This window comes from Desulfovibrio sp. OH1186_COT-070, assembly GCF_003860215.1.
Taxonomy (GTDB): Bacteria; Desulfobacterota; Desulfovibrionia; order Desulfovibrionales; family Desulfovibrionaceae; genus Desulfovibrio.
In genome coordinates, this window is the sequence record NZ_RQYH01000005.1 from 32,840 (window position 1) to 54,749 (window position 21,910).

The 21,910-nt window shown below is 58.7% G+C and carries 18 protein-coding genes; 15 read left to right on the plus strand and 3 right to left on the minus strand.

Features of this window, described 5'->3' with window-relative positions; translation table 11 throughout:
• The first annotated feature begins 26 nt into the window (after positions 1 to 26).
• The 10 genes from EII23_RS02805 (at position 27) to EII23_RS02850 (ending at position 12,814) form a co-directional block, all read left to right on the plus strand.
• Entirely contained in the window at positions 27 to 1,772 is a 1,746-nt protein-coding gene (locus EII23_RS02805) for a long-chain fatty acid--CoA ligase (protein ID WP_124791872.1), read from the plus strand.
• Positions 1,772 to 2,251, plus strand: coding sequence for a D-aminoacyl-tRNA deacylase (dtd, locus tag EII23_RS02810; protein WP_124791873.1), 480 nt, complete (start codon positions 1,772 to 1,774; stop codon positions 2,249 to 2,251). The genes EII23_RS02805 and dtd overlap by 1 nt, the downstream gene beginning before the upstream one ends.
• 33 nt (positions 2,252 to 2,284) lie before the next feature.
• Positions 2,285 to 2,638 (plus strand): STAS domain-containing protein, encoded by a 354-nt coding sequence (locus EII23_RS02815; protein WP_124791874.1) that lies wholly within the window; start codon positions 2,285 to 2,287, stop codon positions 2,636 to 2,638.
• A gap of 33 nt (positions 2,639 to 2,671) precedes the next feature.
• Positions 2,672 to 3,808, plus strand: a complete 1,137-nt coding sequence (locus tag EII23_RS02820; RefSeq protein ID WP_124791875.1) for a FapA family protein — start codon at positions 2,672 to 2,674, stop codon at positions 3,806 to 3,808.
• Positions 3,805 to 5,556 carry a DUF3880 domain-containing protein gene (locus tag EII23_RS02825; RefSeq protein ID WP_260424564.1) on the plus strand — a complete coding sequence of 584 codons (1,752 nt, stop codon included), beginning with the start codon at positions 3,805 to 3,807 and terminating at the stop codon, positions 5,554 to 5,556. The genes EII23_RS02820 and EII23_RS02825 overlap by 4 nt, the downstream gene beginning before the upstream one ends.
• A gap of 103 nt (positions 5,557 to 5,659) precedes the next feature.
• Positions 5,660 to 7,066, plus strand: coding sequence for a glycosyltransferase family 9 protein (locus EII23_RS02830; protein ID WP_124791876.1), 1,407 nt, complete (start codon positions 5,660 to 5,662; stop codon positions 7,064 to 7,066).
• Between the two features lie 101 nt (positions 7,067 to 7,167).
• Positions 7,168 to 9,000, plus strand: coding sequence for a flagellar hook-length control protein FliK (locus EII23_RS02835; RefSeq protein ID WP_124791877.1), 1,833 nt, complete (start codon positions 7,168 to 7,170; stop codon positions 8,998 to 9,000).
• A gap of 17 nt (positions 9,001 to 9,017) precedes the next feature.
• A complete protein-coding gene (locus EII23_RS02840) occupies positions 9,018 to 9,758 on the plus strand; it encodes a flagellar hook assembly protein FlgD (RefSeq protein ID WP_124791878.1) in 741 nt (246 codons plus the stop codon).
• Positions 9,759 to 9,847: 89 nt separating this feature from the next.
• Positions 9,848 to 11,620: a flagellar hook protein FlgE gene (locus EII23_RS02845; protein ID WP_124791879.1), complete on the plus strand. Its 1,773-nt coding sequence runs from the start codon at positions 9,848 to 9,850 to the stop codon at positions 11,618 to 11,620.
• A 300-nt stretch (positions 11,621 to 11,920) separates the two neighbouring features.
• Positions 11,921 to 12,814 carry a flagellin gene (locus EII23_RS02850; RefSeq protein WP_124791880.1) on the plus strand — a complete coding sequence of 298 codons (894 nt, stop codon included), beginning with the start codon at positions 11,921 to 11,923 and terminating at the stop codon, positions 12,812 to 12,814.
• Between the two features lie 112 nt (positions 12,815 to 12,926).
• Here the strand turns inward: EII23_RS02850 and rnc are convergent, their stop codons facing one another.
• Positions 12,927 to 13,616, minus strand: a complete 690-nt coding sequence (gene rnc, locus EII23_RS02855) for a ribonuclease III (RefSeq protein ID WP_260424565.1) — start codon at positions 13,614 to 13,616, stop codon at positions 12,927 to 12,929.
• A gap of 138 nt (positions 13,617 to 13,754) precedes the next feature.
• Between rnc and EII23_RS02860 the strand changes: the two genes are divergently transcribed.
• The 3 genes from EII23_RS02860 to EII23_RS02870 all read left to right on the plus strand — a co-directional run bounded on the left by EII23_RS02860 (position 13,755) and on the right by EII23_RS02870 (position 17,197).
• The gene (locus EII23_RS02860) at positions 13,755 to 14,093 is read left to right on the plus strand and encodes a hypothetical protein (protein ID WP_124791881.1); all 339 of its coding nucleotides are present in this window, start codon (positions 13,755 to 13,757) and stop codon (positions 14,091 to 14,093) included.
• A 146-nt stretch (positions 14,094 to 14,239) separates the two neighbouring features.
• Positions 14,240 to 16,912, plus strand: coding sequence for a TIGR03960 family B12-binding radical SAM protein (locus EII23_RS02865; protein WP_124791882.1), 2,673 nt, complete (start codon positions 14,240 to 14,242; stop codon positions 16,910 to 16,912).
• 36 nt (positions 16,913 to 16,948) lie between these two features.
• Positions 16,949 to 17,197: a hypothetical protein gene (locus tag EII23_RS02870; protein ID WP_260424566.1), complete on the plus strand. Its 249-nt coding sequence runs from the start codon at positions 16,949 to 16,951 to the stop codon at positions 17,195 to 17,197.
• Positions 17,198 to 17,248: 51 nt separating this feature from the next.
• Here EII23_RS02870 and EII23_RS02875 read toward each other — a convergent pair whose 3' ends face one another.
• A complete protein-coding gene (locus tag EII23_RS02875) occupies positions 17,249 to 18,388 on the minus strand; it encodes a murein transglycosylase A (RefSeq protein ID WP_260424567.1) in 1,140 nt (379 codons plus the stop codon).
• Between the two features lie 33 nt (positions 18,389 to 18,421).
• Here EII23_RS02875 and EII23_RS02880 point away from each other — a divergent pair, with 33 nt between their 5' ends.
• Positions 18,422 to 18,841, plus strand: a complete 420-nt coding sequence (locus EII23_RS02880) for a thioesterase family protein (protein WP_124791885.1) — start codon at positions 18,422 to 18,424, stop codon at positions 18,839 to 18,841.
• Between the two features lie 3 nt (positions 18,842 to 18,844).
• Here the strand turns inward: EII23_RS02880 and EII23_RS02885 are convergent, their stop codons facing one another.
• Positions 18,845 to 19,543: a hypothetical protein gene (locus EII23_RS02885; protein WP_124791886.1), complete on the minus strand. Its 699-nt coding sequence runs from the start codon at positions 19,541 to 19,543 to the stop codon at positions 18,845 to 18,847.
• Positions 19,544 to 19,797: 254 nt separating this feature from the next.
• On the opposite strand from EII23_RS02885, the gene EII23_RS02890 reads away from it, so the two are divergent.
• The gene (locus EII23_RS02890; protein WP_124791887.1) at positions 19,798 to 21,861 is read left to right on the plus strand and encodes an elongation factor G; all 2,064 of its coding nucleotides are present in this window, start codon (positions 19,798 to 19,800) and stop codon (positions 21,859 to 21,861) included.
• Positions 21,862 to 21,910 lie beyond the last annotated feature (49 nt).

Genomic DNA, 21,910 nt, shown 5'->3' on the forward strand with positions numbered 1-21,910 from the left:
CCCGAGCAACCGAACACAAGGACACTATGGACAGCGAAATCTACCGCCCCTGGTTTGCCCATTATGACACCTTTGTTCCCCGCACAGTTGATCTGTGGGACAAGCCCCTCCATTCTCTGCTGGACGATGCCGCACGGCTGTATCCCCGCCGTCATGCCGTCATTTTTCAGAATACGCGCATCACATACAGGGAGTTGCACGAAAAGGCGGAACGCTTTGCCGGGGCGCTCAGGCGCATCGGCGTCAGGCCGGGCCAGCGCGTTGCCCTGATGATGCCCAACCTGCCCCAGACCGTGATCGCCTTCTGGGGGATCATCAAGGCCGGTGCCATTGTGGTCATGACCAACCCCCTGTACATGGAAACGGAAATCGTTGCCAATATGCAGGATTCCGGGGCGGAACACATGGTGCTGCTGGACATTCTCTGGCCCCGGATTGCGGCCCTGCGTGACCGCCTTCCCTTGCGCAACTTCATCTGCACGGGCGTGGAAGACGCGCTTTCCTTTCCCCTCAACTGGCTGTACCGGCTGAAAAGCAAGCGCAACTCCGACCTGAACATCCCCTTTGACGACAAACATGTTTTCCGCTGGAAGACGTTCTGCAAAAATGCCGAGCCGTACAGCGCCCCTGTTGCAAACCCGCTCCATGATCCCGTCATGTTCCAGTACACCGGGGGCACCACGGGGCTGCCCAAGGGCGTTGTGCTGACGCACGCCAACCTGGGCACCAACTGCATGCAGGTGCTCAGCATCATCAGGGTAACTGCGGAAGAACGCCATGTTTTTGTGTCGCTGCTTCCGTTTTTCCATGTTTACGGGCTCACCCTGGGGCTTTTGCTCCCTGTTGTTCTGGCGGCCACAAGCCTGCCCCTGCCGCGCTACGTTCCCCAGGATGTTCTGCGCCTGATTGCCAAGCACAAGCCGACCATTTTTCCCGGCACGCCTTCTGTCTATATTTCCCTGCTCCAGCAGAAAAATCTGGCCAATTACGACCTGCGCAGCATACAGATCTGCGTGTCGGGCTCAGCCCCCCTGCCCCGCGAAATTTTTCGGCAGTTCCATGATGTGACCGGCGCAGCCATACTGGAAGGATACGGACTGACCGAAGCCTCCCCCATCACCCACTGCAATCCCTTGGGCAAGCAGGGGCAAAAAGCCAATTCCATCGGCATGCCCATTCCCGGAACCGATGCGCGCATTGTTGACATGGAAGGAGGCTCCCTCACTCTCCCCCCAGAGAAGCTGGGCGAACTGGTCGTGCGGGGGCCGCAGGTCATGCAGGGCTACTGGAAAAAAACCGACGAAACCGCCAGCGCCCTGCGCAACGGCTGGCTGTACACCGGCGACCTCGCGACCATGGATGAAGACGGATATTTTTATATCGTCGACCGCAAAAAAGACATGGTCATTGTCAGCGGATACAATGTGTATCCGCGCGAGGTGGATGAAGTGCTTCTGGAGCATCCCGACATTCAGGAAGCCGTGACCGTGGGCATACGGGACGACATGCGGGGAGAGGTTCTCAAGGCCTATGTTGTCCCGCGGGCTGATGCGCGGCTGGGCAAGGCGGATATCATCGCCTGGTGTCGGCAGAAGCTCGCGGGCTACAAAATTCCGCGCCTGGTGGAATTCCGGACAGAACTGCCCAAGACCATTGTGGGCAAAGTGTTGCGGCGTGCCCTGCGCGAGGAGGAAGAACAGAAGCTGGCCAGAAAAAAAAGACGCCGTCAGGCATGCGCGGACAACGGCACAAACAGCGGAGAGACTGCCTGATGCGCATTGTGGCGCAGCGTGTCAAACAGGCTTCGGTCAGCATCCGTGAAGAAACGGTTGCCGCCATAGGGCCGGGAATCATGGCGCTGGTGGGGTTCGGGCAGCAGGACGGTCCGGATTTTCATCAGACGGGAGCTTTTTCTGCCTTGGCGCGCAAGCTGCTTGATCTGCGTATTTTTCCGGCCCCGGATGCCGCATCGTCCACATTTCAGATATCCCTTGAAGAATACGGGGGCAGCCTGCTCCTTGTCCCACAGTTCACCCTGTATGCGGATTGCCGCCGGGGGCGGCGTCCTTCTTTTTCCGCTGCCGGTTCTCCACAGTGGGCTGAAAATCTGTTTCTCCATTTTGTCAGGACAGTTGACGGATTGAGTTCCGTCAGCGTATCGTCTGGCATCTTCGGAGCAGATATGGATGTGCATCTGTGCAACTGGGGGCCGGTTACCCTTCTTCTGGATTCGGAAATCCTGTACAGTTGACGGGGATCGTCCCAATCCCCAAAGGTCGGGGCCATGTTCACCCTGCAAGCGGAACCACACAAAAACGCCACCGTACTGCGCCTCACAGGTGATGTTCTGTTGCCCGATGTGGGGCAGTTCAGCACGAGCCTGGAGGGCTTTCTTCTGGCCCCGCACATCCGCCAGGTCGTTCTTGACCTGAGCAACACCGGAAAGATGGACAATTCCGGCCTCGGAGTACTGATCAGCGCCAGCACCAGAGCGCGCGCGCACGGGCGGCGGCTTGTTCTGCTGATGCCCGCCCCCCATATTGCCGAACTTTTGCGCTCCACAAAAATTGAAGGCTTTTTTCCCACGTTTGACAGCGATGAAGAGTTGAAGGGATACATTCCCGATGTCGCGGAGTAACCTTGCGATGACCTTCTTCTGACGGATTGCAGAGTGCAGTACTACCTGAAGCATTATTTCGACCCGGACTTTGACTACCGCAGCCTCAAACCGGGCAATGTTGACGGCGCTGCCGATGTATACAGCCTTGGCTATGTGCAGAACGTCATCGAGGGGCAGGTTCTGGCGGAAATCATGGTCATTGAGGCTCCTTCGCCCGGGCATGACCCGCGCTTCCTGTTTGACCATCCCGTGCTGCCCGTGGGGGCAAATACCCGCATCGACCCGAAACACCCCAACTATCTGCTCGCAAGTGTCAACGGCTATGTGTTTTACCACGAAGGTAAAATTACGGTCAAAAACCTGCTCAATGTGCGGCAGGACGTGAGTTTTCAGACAGGAAACATCTTTTTTGTGGGCGATATGGCGGTGCACGGCAGCGTCCGCGCCGGATTTTCCGTTCAGGGCAACAATGTCCGCATCATGGGCATGCTTGAGGGCGGCATTGCCCGGGCGAGCGGCAACCTGATGGTTGACGGCGGAGCGCGGGGCGGGGCCGGTCAGCACAGCAAGCTGGATGCGGGCGGCAATCTTCTGGCCCAGTTTCTTGAAAAGGTTGAGGCCCGCTCCAGGGGCACCATGGTGGTTGAAAAAAGCTGCCTGTACAGCACTGTCTATGCGGGCGGCAACATGATTGTGCGCGACAAGACCTACGGCGGCGTCATCAATGCTTACGGCTGTGTATATGTGGGCACGCAACTGGGCAACAAGGCGAGCGTCCCCACGAGGGTCTATCTGGGGTATGACCCCATGAGCCTTCGCCAGCTTGAAAAAATTGACCAGATCATCACACGCCAGTCCCAGGCCATCACCCATCTTGCGGCCATTGCAGGGCATCTGCCGCCGGACGCGAACCAGAACGCGCAAAAGCTTCAGGAAATGCGCACGCAGCGCGCCCTGCTCATCAAGCGCCGGGACCAGTTGTGGAACAGACTGTATCTGGACGAAAACTACATGCGCGAATGCCGTCTGCTCTGCCCCGGACTGGTTTATCCCGGCGTTGAAATCGCCATAGGGCGGGCCTTCCATACTGTGGATGCCTGTTATGAACAGGTGGCTTTTCGCCTTGGGGATGATGAGGTCGTCATGGAACCCATTGGCGGACAGTGCTGCTCGGGGCTCATGAAGTGAACAAAGCCGCTCCTCATTTCAAGGCGGTTTTTTCCCGGCACGGCGCATCCCCTTCCCACACCGCACAAAAAATTCCGGACGATGTTGAAGCCCGTGTCGGCACGCGGACTTTCTGCATGCTTGCGCCCGGAGGGGCCGAGCGCGAAACAGCCGTCCTTGACGAGCATGGGCCTGCCCTGTTGCAGGCCTGTCTGCCGGTTCTGCTTGGCTGCGGTTTGGGGCACGCCCTGAACGCCCTGCTCCGCCAGCATGCCGGGCCGGTGGCCGTGGTTGAAAAAGAAACAGATCTTCAGGGCATCACGGGAGTCCTTGACGCCCTTTCTCCACAGGACAGACAACGCGTTCTCCTGCTGACAGACCCTGATGCCGCCACGGTCTTGCAGGGTCTGACCCGGTGGCAGATGCAGCATCAGGGTCGCCGCCTCCTTCCTCTGGCGCTCCCCTTTTATACCCGCCTTGCCCCCGGCTACTACGGCGCGTTGCAAAAAGAGCTGGCCGCCAGTACCCGCTATGATTTCTGGGCGCGCGCCGCCGGGCCGCGATTTGCGAGCGCCAGTCCCCGCGTTCTGCTGCTGACCAGCAAATATTTTCTCATGGGCGAACTGGAAAATGCCTGCCGCACGCTGGGGCTGGAGCACAAGCTGCTCATCATCAGGGACGATTCCATTGCATGCACGGATTTTGTCCAGCAGTTGCTGGAAGCCGTTGTCACCTTCAAGCCGGACTGCTGCATCACGCTCAACCATATGGGCGTTGACGTGGAAGGCGCGCTCATGGATCTGCTTGCCCGCCTGCAACTGCCCCTGGCCTCGTGGTTTGTGGACAATCCCCATCTTATCATCCACCTCTATACGCGCTGCGTAAGCCCCTGGACTGCGCTTTTCACCTGGGATGCCGACAATATCCCCAGCCTGCGCGAAGCGGGTTTTGCGCATGTTTTCTACCTGCCCCTGGGCACAGACCCCGAACGCTTTCGCCCCGAACGGGCGGCCGAAGCGCCTTCCTCCTGGAAAGCAGAGCTTTCTTTTGTGGGAAACTCCATGCTCCACAAGGTAGGCGGCAGGCTGAAGCACGGCCGCTTTCCGCGTCCGCTCCTCCTGGCTTTCCGCTCCGTGTCGCAATGTTTCATGGAAAGCGAGCAACGCTCTGTTGCGGATTTTCTCCGGCAAGATTTTCCCCAAGTGCATGACCACTACAGTGCCCTGCCGGACAATGAGGCCAGACTGGCCTACGAAACTGCCGTCACCTGGCAGGCCACCCGGCTGTACCGCAACGGCTGCGTTCGCCGCCTCCTGCCCTTGCATCCGCTCATTGTGGGGGACGATGGCTGGAAAAGGGAATTTCGCCGCGAGCCCGTGCAGCCGCGCTATCTTTCGGCATTGAACTATTATACAGATCTTCCCGCCTTTTACGGCAATTCCGAGGTCAATTTCAATGCGACCAGCAAACAGATGAAGGGTGCGGTGAACCAGAGAGTTTTCGATATCCCCGCCGCAGGGGCCTTTGTGCTGACAGACTGGCGGGAACAGATGGAAGGTTTGTTCGAGCCGCACGAAATGGCGTGCTATCATGAGCCGGATGAAGCCCCCGGGCTTGTCCGCCATTTTCTTGCCCGCCCCGCGGCACGCCATGCCATAACCAAGGCTGCGCGTGCGCGTGTGCTGTCGTGCCACACATGGCAGCATCGCCTGCAAACCCTGCTGTCCCGCATGCGCGAAGTCTACGGCACGCCCGCTGCGCGCCCGTAGCCGCACCCGTTTCGGGCTTCCTTTCCCAGCCAGACCGCGAGGAAAGTACGCTCCGGTATTGTGTGAAAGCATTATCCATGCGAACCGGCACGGAGAAAAAACAATGGCAGCTCATCCTGTTCTTGTTTTGCAGTTGCACCGCCTGGGTGACCTCCTCCTCACTTTTCCGCTGTTGCGCTGGCTGCGGAAAAAGTGGAGCAGCCACCCCGTCTGGGTTGTGGCGGAGCCGCATTTTTTTTCCGGCCTCATGCCCTTTGCGCCCGATGTGGTTTTTTTCCCGCCCTCGCACTGCCATGTTCTGGCCCAAGGGCAATACGCCGCCGCCATCAACCTGAGCAGCAGCCCGCAGGCGGCGGACTGCATGGCGCAACTGCGCGCGGAGCAAAAATGGGGCCCCATAGCTGCGGGCGAAAACCGGCATATCCGTGGCTACTGGCATTTGTACCGGGCCGCCTTGACCCACAACAACAGAAACAACCCCTTTCACTGGGCTGATCTGCACCTTCTGGACATGCTTCCCCCGGAAGATATTGCCGCCATGCAAAGAGTTTTGCCGCGCCCGGCGGGCACACGACGCGTTGGCCTTGTTCTCGGAGCCAGCGAAAAAGCCAAGCATCCGGACGCCCAATTCTGGATCAGACTTGCGCGCCATCTGCAAAAAGCCGGTGTGAAGCCGCTTTTTCTGGGCGGAGAAGCGGAAAGGGAACTGGGAGAAGAAGTTGGCCGCAAAAGCGGCCTCAACGCAGCCAATTTTTGCGGCAAGCTCTCTCTCCGGGAAGTGGGCAGTCTGATGCGCACCCTGGATCTCTGCATTACCCCGGACACCGGCCCCATGCATCTGGCCGATCATCTGGGAACGCCCGTGCTCAACCTGTCCATGGGGCCGGTTCATGCCCGCGAAACAGGCCCCTCGGCTCCCGGACAGTGGGTGCTCCGTGCAGGCATGAGTTGTGTCGGCTGCTGGCAGTGCGCTCGCGAGCATCTTTTCTGCAAGCGCGCTTTCCGGCCTGCGGCCGTGGCCCGTGCCGTGCTGGCCCTGCTGGACAATCCCGCCGGGAATGCCCTGCCTGCCGCACACATTGCCGGTTTGCGCCTCCTGCGCACAGAGCGGGACAGCATGGGCCTGCATGCTCTTGTTCCCCGGCTTCCGGAAGAAAGCCCAACCTGCCGCGCCGCTCTGGAAGACCTGTGGCAGGCTGTTTTTCTGTTTTTGCACAAGGCGGCATACCTGCCGCTTCTGCACTCCCGCGTCCAACGACTGCACAGGGAATTTCCCCTGCTGTCCCGCAAGCTCGTAACCGGCCTCCACAGCCTGTGCGCCAGCTGCGCCGGGCACATCCGGCGCGGCAGCCCCTTGCCCGCCGACTTCTGGCGCACACAGCCTCCCCTGCTGCGCCTGTTTTCCGGGCACATGCACATGACGTTGCAAAATACAGGATATTCTCCCCAAGGCTGGCAGGACGCACTGCGCAGCCTCGGCGCTCTCGCCGCTGTTTTTCCCAAAGCCTGAGCCCCGGCAAATCCTGCCACGCACACCCAAATTATCACACTGAAATATATATATTTTTTTTGGCATGCTCCTTGTATATTCCCTGACGCAAGGAGCATATCATGCAGATTCTGCCCACCCTCACACAGGCCTTCGACTCTTTTCTGAATATCAATGCGCCCAGGGCGGAAGATACGCCCGGCGACATTTTTTCCCATGTCCTGAATACCGTCAAAGACACAGATGCCGAAATGCCTCTCCCGGAATCTGCTGCCTTTTCCCGAAAGCTGATGCCGTATTCGCGCACAACGCACAACGGCATCACCTATACTCTGGACGAAGTGGGCTTTACCAAGGAAGAAGTGCAGCAGTTGCGTCAGGATCTGACAAGGGCCGGTGCCACGGAAGAATCCCTGCAGCGCCTGGACGCTCTTGCGGAAAAGCCTGACGGAGCCACCCTGGCCCAGGTGACGGAGAGCCTGCGGGAAGACACAAGCCCTCCCCTCCTGACAGAAGAAGAAAAATCCGAAATATCGTCCCTGCTGAAAAAAATTGATCCCACAGGCACGCTGGAAGAGCATGTGCAATCCCTGCTTTCCCAGGGCAAGGGGCAGGACGCCCTCGGAGCCATTCTCCACTTTCTCGGCCAGTTGGACCCTGCAGATCGTCTGGAAATAACACGATCTGAAGCCCTTGCTCTGGGCAAGGGGCTTGGTTTGGGCGCAACGCATCTGCAAGCCCTTGCTGCGTGTTTCGGGCCGCACGATGTTCTGCACTGCCCCCACGGGCAATTTTCTGCCGTGCTGCCCCCGCTGACGGAATTTTTTGCCTCACGCAAGGCCACCCAAAAAATGCTGGACGCAGCCTTGCGTGAAACCCTGCAACCCATGATTGCCAAGGCCCGCGCCAGAACCGAAAAAGAAAATCAGGCCAACAGCCTGCACGACCGCGAAAGCCAGTTGAGCCAAATACTGATTGCCAGAACCGTGCAGAAAAACACCAAGGAAACCTTGGAGCAAACCCTGGGGGCCGCGCAGGAAGCGGTGAACCAGAAAGGGGATGTACAGGTTCGAGATGCGGCCGAAAGGCGTAGCGGCCAAGACAGCGTAAAAAGTCATGCCCAAAACGCGGTTGCCGACAACACTGCCCGTCGGGACAGAAGCATGTCCGCCAGCTCCGAAGACCACAGGCAAGTTGCTGCGGCACCCAGAGGTGCGACCGGGACGGCACGGAGTGAAGCCGCATTCGGAACTGAAAACCACAGGGAATCCGCGGCTGGCGACATTCTCCTGGCAGACAGGGAACAAAAAAATTTCCGTCATGAAACGCGGCAGGAGGGCAAAAGCCTTTCTGCCTGGGGGGAAATGCTGCACAAGGTCGAAGCGCGCGTCCCGGCGGCAGGCAATGCGGATAGCGGCATGATCCATGCCGCCGCGCAGCAGCAGGCGCCCGCCGACATCCGTGCGTCAGTCACCATACCGCGGCAGGCGGCACAGCAGGTGCAGCAGGGCATTTTCTCCCTCATGAAGGGGGGCGGATCGCGGCTGGATCTCCAGTTGCATCCCCAGGAACTCGGCACGCTTGCCATCACCCTGACGGTGCGCAACGGCGAAGTTAGCGCGGCCATCCGCTCCGACAAGACGGAAACTGCGGAAATTGTTGCCCGCCAACTGGACATGATCCGCACCAATCTGGAACAGCAGGGCCTGAAGGTGGACAAGGTTGAAGTGCATGTGAACACAGGTCGGCAGGACGATCAGGCCTGGCAGAACCTTGAACAGCACAATACCTGGCAGGAAGAAAGTGCCCGCCGGGAAGAACTTGCCCGCCTCAGAAATCTTGCAACAGGTCGTGATAGTTCACAAAAAGACAATCATGACGAGTTGGAACAGCCTGTGCAATCCACAGACCATGCGGCACAATATGCCAGCCGCTCCCTGCATCTGGTCGCATAGAATTTTTGGAGAAAACCATGAGCACAGTTTCAGCCGTCACCCAGGCCAACAACGAGTTCAATGCCGCCTTGAGCAAGCAGAGCGGGAGCAATCTGGACAAGCATTCGTTCATGCTGCTTCTGGTGACCCAGTTCAAGTATCAGGACCCGCTCAATCCCATGGAAGACAAGCAATTCATCGCCCAACTGGCGCAGTTCTCCAGCCTTGAGCAGCTCATGAATCTCAATACGGGCATGGGCAATCTGACCAGTGCCACCAACAGCCAGCAGATGATCAACGCCACTTCCTATATCGGCAAGCAGGTCACGGTGGAGGGCAATGCCATAGGCAAGATGACCGACAACAGCGGCCAGACGACCATCACCCGCTTCCGCTACGCTCCGCAGGACAATGTGGCCGGAGGCACGCTGACCGTGCGCGATGCCGCCAACAATGTGGTCTACAGTGAAGAACTGCCCGCCAAGGCGGCAGGCTCCACCTACACCTTCCTCTGGCAGGGGCTGACCAATGCAGGCACCCCCGCCCCGGACGGCGTATACACGGTCAATATTGCCATGCTCAACGCCAAGGGCGAGGCGGTCATGGCCGACCAGGTAGTGGACGCCACGGTGACCGGCGTCGTCAACAATGAAAATACGGTGATGCTCGGCCTTGAGGGTGGCCAAACCATGCCTCTGGCCAGCGTCCGTCAGGTCATCCTGCCGCACACTGCCGCAGCGGCAGGTACCGGGGCTTCCGGAAATTCCGCCCAACCATAGGCATTTTTTTCGGGCATTGCCGTGCAAACGCCCGGACAGCACAATTTGAAAAAACGCAACTACAGACAAGATAGCATACGGAGGAAGTTATGGGCCTTTCAGCCAGCATGTGGACAAGCGTTTCCGGTCTCATGGTTCACGGAAAGAAAATGAATGTTGTCGGCAACAACATTGCCAACGTGAGTACTCTCGGTTTCAAGGCCCAGCGCATGGATTTTTGCGACTATCTGTATGTGAGCGGCGGCAGCGTCAGCGGCCCCACGCAGATCGGCCAGGGGGCGGGCGTGTACGCCGTCCTGGGAGATTTCTCCCAGGGTTCTTTCGAATCCACCAACACCGGAACAGACGTTGCCATTGACGGAAACGGTTTTTTCCGGGTGCGCCAGCCCAAGAGCGAAATGATGTACTATACCCGCGCCGGCGATTTTTACTTTGACAAGGATCGCCAGCTCATCAATCCGCAAAAAATGCTCCTGCAGGGCTGGAAGGTGGACAATACAAAGGACCTGACCTTCAACCGGGGCTCCACCAGTATCGGCAGCGTGGCCGACAATCCCTCGCCCTATGTGGGCAGCGGCGCGCCCAGGGACATTGTTCTGGAAAGCTGGAACCTTCCCCCGGAGCAGACGCGCAGTGTTTCCTTTACCATGCAGTTGTCCAACGACAGCAATACAGACAGAACGACCAACACCACAAATCCCATGAGTGCTCTTTTTGGGCAGTGGGACGGAACGGCCGAAACGCCTCTGGCCGACAATGCCTATGCCGCCCAGTCCAGCATCAATGTCTACGATGCAGGCGGCACAAAGCATACCCTCACAGTGTATTACGACAAGGTGGAAACAGAAAAAACAGGACAGTATGTCCTCAAGGATCTGCCTGCGGGCTACACCGTATACGAATATTTGGTTACCATCCCGCCGTCGGAAGACATGCGCACCTATGGCGGCACAGTCAGCTACGATGGTGAGGGCAACCCCCTGCTGGCTGGTGGCACCAAATTCAGCACCACCAAAAAGGCCGGTGTACTCATGACCGGTCAACTCATCTTCAACCAGAGCGGGCAACTGGTAAACCAGACGGCCTTTACCTATGGCGCGGGAGCCACCCTTGCTGCCGATACACCGTGCAATCTGGACCCCACACGGCTCACCTCTTGGCAGCCAACCAAAACCTCCAGCAACGGCCTACCCGTATTTGTTGCCAACTTTTCCGGAACTCCCCTAACCAATACAGTGTCGGAGATGGCTGCAAACGGAGGGACTCCCTACAGCATTGCCGAAAAAAATATCATTGAGTTGGACTTCGGCCTGAAAAATACCGCCAATCCTCCCTGGAAGACTGGCGCAGCCACATCCCTTGCAGGACTCACGGTAGGGGGCGGCACTATTGAATATGCCACCGCAGTCCCCACCATGGCAAGTGTGGAGCGCCATGAATCGGCCAGCATTCTTACCAGCGGCAAGGCCACCATCAGGGATTCCGATGCCGACGGCTATCCCGTGGGCATTCTCAACGGCTACAAGATTGATCCCGACGGCGTTCTCTACGGAACCTATGACAACAACCAGACCCTGGCTCTGTACCAGATCGCGCTTTACGACTTTGACAATCTGCAGGGCCTCTACCGCGAGGGCAACAACCTGTATTCGGAAACCAACGAATCCGGCAGGCCGCGTCAGGGTGTGCCCAACCACAGCGGCTTTGGCGCCACGCGTTCGTACAACATCGAACAGTCCAACGTGGACCTTGCACGGGAATTCGTGCAGATGATCTCCACCCAACGCGGGTTCCAGGCCAACTCCAAGGGCATCACCACTGTGGACACCATGCTGGAAACCGTCATCGGCATGAAGCGGTAAGCCGCACAGTCCACATACCTCCCCAGAGAAACGCCGGTCGCACGACCGGCGTTTTGGTTTGGAGCGTGCATGCGCACGGCAACAGCGCACGCTCTTTACACCCTTTTCCTACACCCGAAGGCCGGATACCGGCAGGGGGAAAATCTTCCTCCCGGGCGTCAAAAAATTTCCCGCGTCTGCGGGAAATTTTTTCCCATTCCCATTTTATCTATTTAACATATTGCAATTATTGTTTTTATTTTATTGGCACACCGATTGCAGTATTGTGGGCACAGCTACGTAACCACCAGGAGGTGTCCCATGTCTTTGGTCATTAACAACAATATGATGGCCGCCAATACGGCCAGAAACCTGAACACACACTACGGCAGGTTGAGCAGATCCACCCAGAGGCTGTCCACGGGCCTGCGCGTCAACTCCGCGGCCGACGATGCCGCCGGGCTGGCCATTCGCGAATTGCAGCGCGCGGACATTGCCACCCTGCGCCAGGGCGCGCGCAACGCCAACGACGCCATATCCATGATCCAGACCGCTGACGGCGCGCTGGCCGTTATTGACGAAAAGCTGACGCGCATGAAAGAGCTGGCCGAACAGGCCGCCACCGGCACCTACGATTCCACCCAGCGTCTGATGATCGAATCCGAATATCAGGCCATGGCGTCGGAAATCACCCGTATCGCCAATGCCACGGACTTCAACGGCATCCACCTGCTCAACGGCAACCTCTCCTCGGATACGCACGATGGCAGCGGGCTGACGTCCACCGGCAAGCTCAAGGTGCACTTTGGCACGGGCAACGATTCCGCCGAGGACTACTACTACATCACCATTGGCGACTGCACGGCCTCCGCCCTGGGCGTGGGCAACCAGTCGCAAGCGGACGATCCCGGATACACTGTTTCCACCCAGCAGGCTGCCCAGAGCGCCTTGGCGGCCATCACCGATGCCATTGTGTCCAAGGACAAGATCCGCGCTCACCTGGGCGCCATGCAGAACCGCCTGGAAAATACCATCACCAACTTGAATACCCAGGCGGAAAACTTGCAGGCAGCGGAGTCGCGCATTTCCGATGTGGATGTGGCCACAGAAATGACGCAGTTCGTGCGCAACCAGATTTTGAGCCAGTCTGCGGTCGCCATGCTTTCGCAGGCAAACTCGCTGCCCAAGATGGCCATGCAGCTCATCGGCGGTTAAAAAACAAAGAAACGGGAAAATATCACTACATAGCTGTGAGCGGACCAAAGATTGGGAGGTTCGGGGGCGTATGCCCCCGAACCGGAAAACTCACACGAAAAACAACGGGCAATCAGCCCTTCTGCGCACGCAAGTCCTCCAGTGCGCGCTGTGCGGCATTTTGCTCGGCTTTTTTGCAACTGCTGCCCTCCGCCACGATTTCCTTGCCGTCAGGCAAGCGCAACACCACCTCAAAAATTCTGGCATGCTCAGGGCCATGACTGTTCCGGCGCACATACACGGGCGTCTGCCCGAAGCGTTGCTGCACAATTTCCTGCAAGCGCGTCTTGCAGTCCTTGCTGGCAATTTTTTCCGCGGCTTCGGCTTCCGGCCACATGTCGGCAAAAAGTTCGCGCACGGCTGCCTGTGCCGCGGCAAAGCCGCCGTCCGCATACACGGCCGCAAGCACCGCCTCCAGGGCATCGCTCAAAACCGTGTCGCGCTTTCTCCCCCCCTGGCCTTCTTCTCCCTTCCCCAGCTTCAGCAGAGTATCCAGGCCGATTTTTCTGGCCTGTCCGGCCAGGCTCGGCGCGCTCACCAGACGAGACCGCATTTTTGTCAGGCTGCCTTCGCGGGCAGTGGGGAAACGCCGGAACAGTTCGTGTGAGACACACAGCTCCAGCACGGCGTCTCCCAGAAATTCCAGCCTTTCGTTGTGCTGTTCCGCTCCGTTTTCGTTGGCCCACGAACTGTGGGTCAGGGCGGTATCCAGCAGTTCCCTGCGTATGAAGGTATGCCCCAGGATATGTTCCGGCATGCTCATGCAACCTCCCGGCCATGTGCCGCAGCCTTTTTTCTTGCGCCTACTGTAGCCATTCTGCGGCTGTTGGCAACAGGAAATCCCTTGACATGCCTCATTCCAGTGCCTAGGTAATGCCAACAACCATTGAGGAGTCGACATATGGCGTATGATATCCGTTTGATGAAGCTGGTGACAGGCGAACTGGTGATGGGAAAATACGACAGCGAGCAGGATCGCCTGACGGAGGTGGCTGCCATTCAGAGCATCCCCACCCAGCAGGGCGTGCAGATGATGATGATGCCCTACGGCTACCCTTTTGAGCCTGACTTTACCGGCAGCCTTGAAGGAAAAAATTTTCTGTACCGCTATGCCGACACCCCCAAGGAACTTCAGGACAAATATATTGAAGCCTGCACAAACCTCACTGTTGCCGGAGGCCTGGGGAAGCTGCAATTCAGCTCCGAGCCTTTTGCATCCGGCAGCGGGCTGATCAAATAGTTGCAATTCCCTGACTTCCTGCCGCTGCACGCGGGGCAGCGGCACGGATCCGTGCGAAAAAGCCACACACGAGAGGGCGGCGGAGCGGCAAGCTGTGCCGCCCCTCTTTTACGAAAAAATCTTTTGCGCCCACGCCAAGGAGTTTCATGCGTTCCCTGTTGCCACTGCTGCCCAAACCTAGCCACTATGCCGGAATTGAAGACAACGCATGCCGCAAGGATCCACAAAAAGTTTCACTGCGGGTGGCCTTGGCCTTTCCCGATACCTATGACGTAGGCATGTCGTATCTGGGGCAAAAAATCCTGTACGGCATTGTCAACAGTGAGCCGCGCTGGTGGGCCGAGCGCGTCATGGCTCCGGAACTGGAGGTGGCCGAGATTCTGCGTGCCCATGCCGCTCCTCTGGCGACCCTGGAGTCGGACACGCCGCTCGCGCACATGCATTGTCTTTCTTTTTCCATCACGCACGAACTCTGCTATACAAACGTCCTGTATATGCTGGATCTGGCGGGCATTCCCCTGCGTTCCCGCGAGCGGCCGCAAGACCTTCGGGCCTGCCCTCTGGTCATTGCCGGAGGGGGCGCGCTTTTGAGCGCCGAACCTTTGACACCCTTTATGGACATGATGGTGCTCGGCGACGGAGAAGAAAGCCTCCCCGACATCCTGAGCCTGCTGGAAACAGCTCACGAGCGCGCATGGACGCGCACACGTTTTCTCGAAGAAGCCCGCCACATTCCGGGCGTGTACGTTCCTTCTCTTTTCCAGCCAGAATCGCCGGAGCCTGATGCGCCGCTCGTGCCGCTGTTTGCGGACTATTGCCGCCCGGCCCGGCGCATTGTGGCCCGTATGGATTCTGCCGCCTACCCCACCAGACAGGTTGTGCCCATCGGCGCTGTGCACAATCGCCTTTCTCTGGAAATCGCGCGCGGCTGTACGCGCGGCTGCCGCTTCTGCCATGCGGGCATGGTGTACCGCCCGGTACGCGAACGCTCGCTGGAAAACATCAACAGCCTTTTGTCGCACTGCCTGCGCGAAACCGGCTTTGACGAAATCTCCTTTTTGTCGTTGAGCACCGGGGATTTTTCTGCCCTGAAAACCCTCAGCCTCGGAGTTCTTGAGAGGTGCGCGCACGACCAGATCAGTCTTTCGCTGCCCTCCCTGCGCGTTGGCTCCATTGACGACGAAATCATCGAGCGCATGGCGGATCTGCGCCGCACAGGCTGCACGCTGGCCCCGGAAGCGGGCAGCCAGCGCCTGCGCGATGTCATCAACAAGGGGGTCAGCGAGGAAGAACTGCTGCTCCACGCGCAAAAGCTGCTGGAGCACGGCTGGCGCATGGTCAAGCTCTACTTCATGATCGGCCTGCCCACGGAGACAGACGAAGATCTCTCTTCCATTGTCGAAACCTGCCGCAAGGTTCGTGACGCCGCAGGCCCGGGAGGCCCGCGCCTGCAGGTGACTGCGGCGCTTTCCCCCTTTGTGCCCAAGCCCTTTACCCCCTTTCAGTGGGAAGAACAGATCGGCCTGGAGGAAATCCGGCGGCGCATTGACCTGATACGCAGCCAGTTCAAGGGGCAAAAATTCCTGAAAGTGCGCTGGCACGAGCCGGAGATGAGCCATTTGGAAGGTATTCTTTCCCGCGCGGACCGCCGCATGGCCGACGTGGTGGAAAAAGCCTACCGCAAGGGTGCGGTATTTTGCAGTTGGGTAGAGCATTTTGACCTGACGCCCTGGCTGGACGCCCTGCACGAATGCGGCATCCAGCCGCGCCAATATACAGGCCCCCGCCATACCGACGCTCCCCTGCCCTGGGGACATCTTGAGGCGGGCGTGTCCGATGCTTTTTTGCTCCGCGAGCGCCAAAGAGCCCTTGCGGGCAAAACCACCGACGATTGTCGCTACGGGAGATGCCAGGACTGCGGTGCCTGCGACCGCCCCGAAAAGCCCTCCCGGTTGCCCCACGCATCGCCCGCACCTGCGGAACACCGCAATATTCTGGTCTTTGCGCAGCGGGATCAGGCCGCTCACCTGCCGGGACGGGACGCCGAGGGAAAACTGGTCTGCCGCGTGCAGACAAAACGCCCGCCCCGGATTGCCCCCCACCTGACGCACAAGGCTGTCCAGTACCGCGTCTGGCACAAAAAAACCGACAACAGCGCATACCTGAGCCAGCTTGAGCTGCTGTCCGTGCTTGACCGCGCCCTGCGGCGGGCGGGCATGCCGCTGGCTTTCTCGCAAGGCTTCCACCCCCTGCCCCTGCTTTCTTTCGGCCGCGCGCTGCCCGTTGGCGTGGAAAGCGAGGCGGAATGGTTTGGACTCACACTGCACAACTTTCTTGCGCCACGTGAAGTGGCCTCCAGGCTCGAACCTTTTCTGCCGCCCGGCATTTCGGTTCTGGCCGTGGTCCCCACCACCAAAAGCGACTACACGCGGCAGGCCGTTGCCGAGGTTTTTCGGCTGAGCTTTCCTTCCCCCCAGGAAAATGCTGCGGCAGCCCAATGCTTTGCCCGTTTGGAGGCCGCAGACGAAAAGCTGTTTGTGCGGGACACCAAAAAAGGGCCGCGCACTGTCAACATCCGTCCGGTACTGCGCTCGTGGGCAACCCTGCCGACAGCCCTGCCGATAGCCTGGGGGGAAGACGGAAGGGAAGCCGATGGCGTGAAAGCCGTGACATTCACTGCGGACTGGAGTACGCTGTACCTTTCGCCGTCTCTGCTCATCAAGGCCATTCTCGCCGATACACAAGCGCAGGACAGCCTGCCCCGCGCACGCCTGACAAAAACCGCGCAGATATTTGACAACGGCCAGACATACCCATAAGCAGACCAGAGTTTTTTCGGTAGCCGCAAGGAGTTCATGATGGGATCGTGTGTTCCCTTTGCCGATGAAGAACCGTTTTCCGAGCGCGTCAAAAACCTGAAGAATCAGGATCTTCTGGAAATATGGGAAGAAACGCAGCAGATCGAAAACCTGCTGCGTTCCGAAATCCAGGCAGAAATTTCTCTGGCGCCCGACTATGAGCAGACGATCATTGACGAACTGCGTCTGCGTTCTTCCAGGCAGTGCCTTTCGGCCGCTCCCCCCAAGGGCTGCCCCAACTCCTGAAAACCCGCACCCTCAATACACTGCTTTTTCCGTGTACGGGTTTGCGCGCCCCTAGAGCCCCTCTTTCCGCGCCAGCAGAACCCAGGCCGGGCCCTTGGCATCAAGGTGACTGGCCACATAGTTGGCGCGCTCGTCCCCGCCACAAAAAACATCAATGCGGTTGCGCTTGATGGCTCCCCCCACATCCTGGGCAAAGCCGATGCCGCGCAAGGGGATTTTTCCCCGTGTTTCGTCAGGAATATTCACCCCGTAGGCCACCACAGAGCCAAGGGGAATGAATGTTCTGTCCGTCGCCAGCGAAAGCCAGTCATCCACCGTATGCCCCATGGCCCCGGTGGGGCCACGGCTGCCGTAGCGAAAAAACACATAGCTCGGATTTTCGTTAAGAATTTCGCGCACCCGGTGGCTGTTGTTTTTGAGCCATTCGCGCTGCTCAAAAATATCACCGCGCTGCAGCAGGCCTTTTTCCCGCATGATACGGCCCGAACTTTTGTATTTGTGGCCGTTCTGACCAGCGTAATTGACGTATGCCTGGGTTCCGTCATCAAAAATCAGACGGCCCGAACCCTGTATTTCCAGAAAAAACACGTCCACAGGGTCAGCGGCCCAAGCCAGTTCCAGCCCCTTGCCCGCCAGAACCTGTTTTTCCTCAATGGTTCTCCGGTCATAATATTTTCCGCGCCGGGCCACCACTTTTTTCAGATCCGGAGGCAGGCCATAAATGGCCTGGGTATATCCGGGTTTCCGTGTACGGCTGGCACGCACTGCCGGCTCATAATACCCCGAATAGTTGATCCCGCCCGGAACTTCCACCCAGGAAAAGTTGGACAGAAAGAGCTCCGGCTCCCTGTCAAGACGCGGCAAAAGATCCTGCAGGCGTTGCAGCGTGCGGCTCAAATCCCCCCAGGTCACCTTGAGACCCGGCCTGTCTACCGCCACAGCGTCCTGCGGCTTGCTGTTGACATAGCGCAAAGACTTGCGCACCGTGGGAGCCATCTCCCGCCAACTGCTCAGATCCTGATTTTGTGGCACAAGGTTGCGCACGAAGAAATCCGGACTTTCAAAGGCCACAGGAGGGCCTTTCGGCTCCGGACGGGAAGGAGAAGAAGGTGCTTTGGCACACCCGCCCGCAAACAGGAGCATGAGCGCCAGCACAACAAAAAACCCCGGACGCCGGATGTCCCCCGGCATATTTTGCCTCCCACGAAAAACAGGAAAAATTCCATGCATGACGATTTTCCTACCCCTCAAATCTGGATGGCCCACCGTGTTTCGTATGGAGAAACGGACGCCATGGGCGTTGTGTATTACGCCGAATATTTTCATCTCTTTGAACGGGCACGGGGCGAATACATCCGCCGCTGCGGCATGAGCTATGCCCAGGTGGAAAAAAAAGGAATTTTTCTTCCCGTGCGCGAGGCGCAGTGCCGCTACCGGAGCCCGGCCCGCTATGACGACACTGTTCTGGTGCGTGCGGCCATAAGCCAGTGGGGCAGAGCCTCCCTGCGCTATGTATATGAGATATGGAATGAGGACAAGACGACACTTCTGGTTACCGGCATGACACAGCACGCTGTGACCGACAGGGAAAGCCGCCCCGTTCCTGTACCCGACTGGCTGCGGGCGCTGGTTGTAGCTCCGTGATCTTTACTGCGGCGGCGCACCGCGCTGCCTGCGCCTGGCATCGGACGGCACGGCAATGCCCGCCGTGGGTGCTGCTTTTTTCCGCAGCCTGTTGTCAAGGGAAATACGCCCCGGCAAGAGGGTCTTTGCCCTTTCTTGCGGCCTGCGGGAAAACCGCCGCTCAAACTGCGGCAACTCCCTGGGCATGACATCCGGTGCCCCCGCCCTGCCCCGGTCAGGCGCAATCCCCTGAAAGGCGTAGGCCTGCACCGCCCGCATCAACAGCGCCAACTCGCAGTACTCCTCGTCAAAATCCGGACCTGTCAACCGCCAGCGCCCGTTGCCGTATGCGATTTTTTTTCTGCTCCTCAGGGTCTGCTCGCGCATGTTCAGGCTGATGCGCCACTTCTTGCCCGCAAGATGCAGAAGCAGGATCTGCTCTTTTCCGCTCTTTTCCGGATCAGTAACCTCAATGCGGGAGTCCGGAGGATTCCCGGCAAGGCGCAGCAGGTCTTCAACACCGCTCCGCGCGATGGAAAAATGCTCGCTGGAGGGCATGTTCTTCTGGTCTTCCCGAACCTGACCTTCCATGCGGCGTATCTGCTCCATGCACTGGGCGCGCTCTTCCTCCAGGGTTGACAGGCCCTTTCGCATCAAACGCACGCAAACAACCACGACAACGGCAAAAAGAATACCGGCCGCGCTCCATTCCCATATACTCATGCTTTCCCCATGCTGACGCCGTGACACGCAAAAAACGGCGGCACAGCGCAGTCCCGCAGGACTTTCCCAGTCCTCTGCGGCCCTGTCAAGTGCCCGCAGGGCAGCCAATCTTTGCCGCGCCGACCTTAACCCACACAAAAAGAAGCGCTGGCGGCATGTCCGCCTCTTCCCTTTTGCACGGCAAGTCTGTATCGTGGCAGACATAAAAGTACAGCGCCCCTTTTGCGCACACCGTACACCATAGGGAGAAAACCATGCCTACCCCACAGGAAACGCAACGCACATATGCAATCGTCGGCACCGGCGGTTGCGGCAAAACCTCTCTAGCCGAGATGCTCCTGTTCAATGCCGGCGCTCTTTCGCGCATGGGCGCCATTGAAGACGGCACCACCTGCCTTGACTATGAGCCGGAAGAAATCCGCCGCCGGGGTTCCATACAGCCTGCCTGCGCCACCTACCTCTGGAAAAAGAACCGGCACTTTCTGGTGGACATCCCTGGGGACGGAAACTTTACGGGAGACATGGAATATCTGCTGAAGGCCGTGGACGGCGTTGTTTTTGTGCTTGATGCGGTTGACGGAGTGCGGCCCCTGACAAAGAAAATCTGGAACCTTGTGCGCGCGGCCGGTCTGCCTTCGCTCATCGTGGTCAACAAGCTTGACCGTGACAGGGCTGACTTTCAGATGGCCCTTGACGGCTTGGCAACACTGGGGGTCAAGCCCGTTGTGCTGCAACTGCCCATACGCCAGGGCGACACGTTTGTGGGGACAGCCGGTATTCTCGGCGGCCGTGCCCACATGTTCTCCGCTGACGGCAGTACCGCAGAAGCCGATATTCCGCGGGGGATCGCGGAAGATGTCCAGTTGCTCCGCGATGTCACCGTGGAAAACATTGCGGAAAGCAACGAAGAATTGATGGAAAAATATCTGGAAGAAGGCAATCTGTCTCTGGATGACCTGCGTTCTGGCCTGCGCGCAGGCGTTCTCGGCGGGGAGCTGACGCCCGTTCTCACCTGCTCGGCTCTGGAAAACAAGGGCGGAGCAAGCATTCTGGATGCTGTTCAGGCGCTTCTTCCCTCGCCGCAGGATCGTCCCCCGGTCAGGGACGCCAACGGCACCGAACGCTCCGGCGATCCTGACGGCCCCCTTGCCTGCGTGGTGTTCAAAACTCTTGCCGACCCCTTTACCGGGCAACTGTCCCTGCTGCGCGTTCTTTCGGGCACGCTTGACGGAGACAGCGTGCTGAAAAACATGCGCAGTGAGGAAAATGAGCGTGTGAGCAACCTGCTCTACATGCTGGGCAAAACGCAGACGCCCTGCAAAGAGCCCGTCGGGCCGGGAGCCCTTGTTGCCGTTGCCAAGCTGAAAAACACGCGCACCGGCGATACCCTGTGCGACGACAAGGCACCCTTTGCCCTGCCCATGCCGAAACTTTCTCCCCAGATCATCACGTATGCCCTGGCCCCCAAGGAAAAAGGCGAAGAAGACAAAGTTTACGCCGCCATGCAGAAGCTGCTTGACGAGGACGTTACCCTGCGCCTTGGCCGTGATGAAGAAACCGGAGACATTCTGCTCTCCGGCATGGGGCAGTTGCACATCGAACTCGCTGTAGAAAAGGCCAAGCGCCGCTTCAAGGTCGACATTGTTCTCAAAACCCCCAAGGTTCCCTACCGCGAGACGGTGCGCGGCAAGTGTCAGGTGCAGGGACGCCACAAAAAGCAGTCCGGCGGACGCGGGCAGTTTGGGGACTGCTGGATAGAGATGGAAGGGCTGCCCCGCGGCTCCGGCTATGTTTTCGAGGACGCCATTGTGGGAGGCGTCATTCCCCGGCAGTATATTCCGGCCATTGACAAGGGCATTCAGGAGGCCGCCGCACGGGGATTCCTTGCGGGATATCAGGTGGTGGACTTCAAGGTAAAGGTCTATGACGGCAGCTACCACACCGTCGACTCTTCGGAAATGGCATTCAAGGTGGCGGGATCTCTGGCCTTCAAAAAGGCCATGGAAAGCCTCAAGCCCACACTGCTGGAACCCATTGTTCTGCTGACGGTTTCCATTCCCGACGAAAGCATGGGAGATGTCATCGGCGACCTTTCTTCGCGGCGCGGCAAGGTTCTTGGCTCTGACTCGCAGGCAGGCACAACGGAAATCAAGGCCCATGTGCCCATGAGCGAGGTTCTGAAATACGCTCCGGATCTTCGTTCCATGACAGGCGGGCAAGGCTTCTTTACCATGGAGTTTGCCCACTACGAGGAAGCTCCGCCTCCGGTGGCGGAAAAGGTCATTGCCGAATACCAGCAGGCAAAAGCGGCGGAATAGCCGTCTGCATGGCTTTGGCGGAAAAGGGTTTTGCCCTTTTCCGCCATTT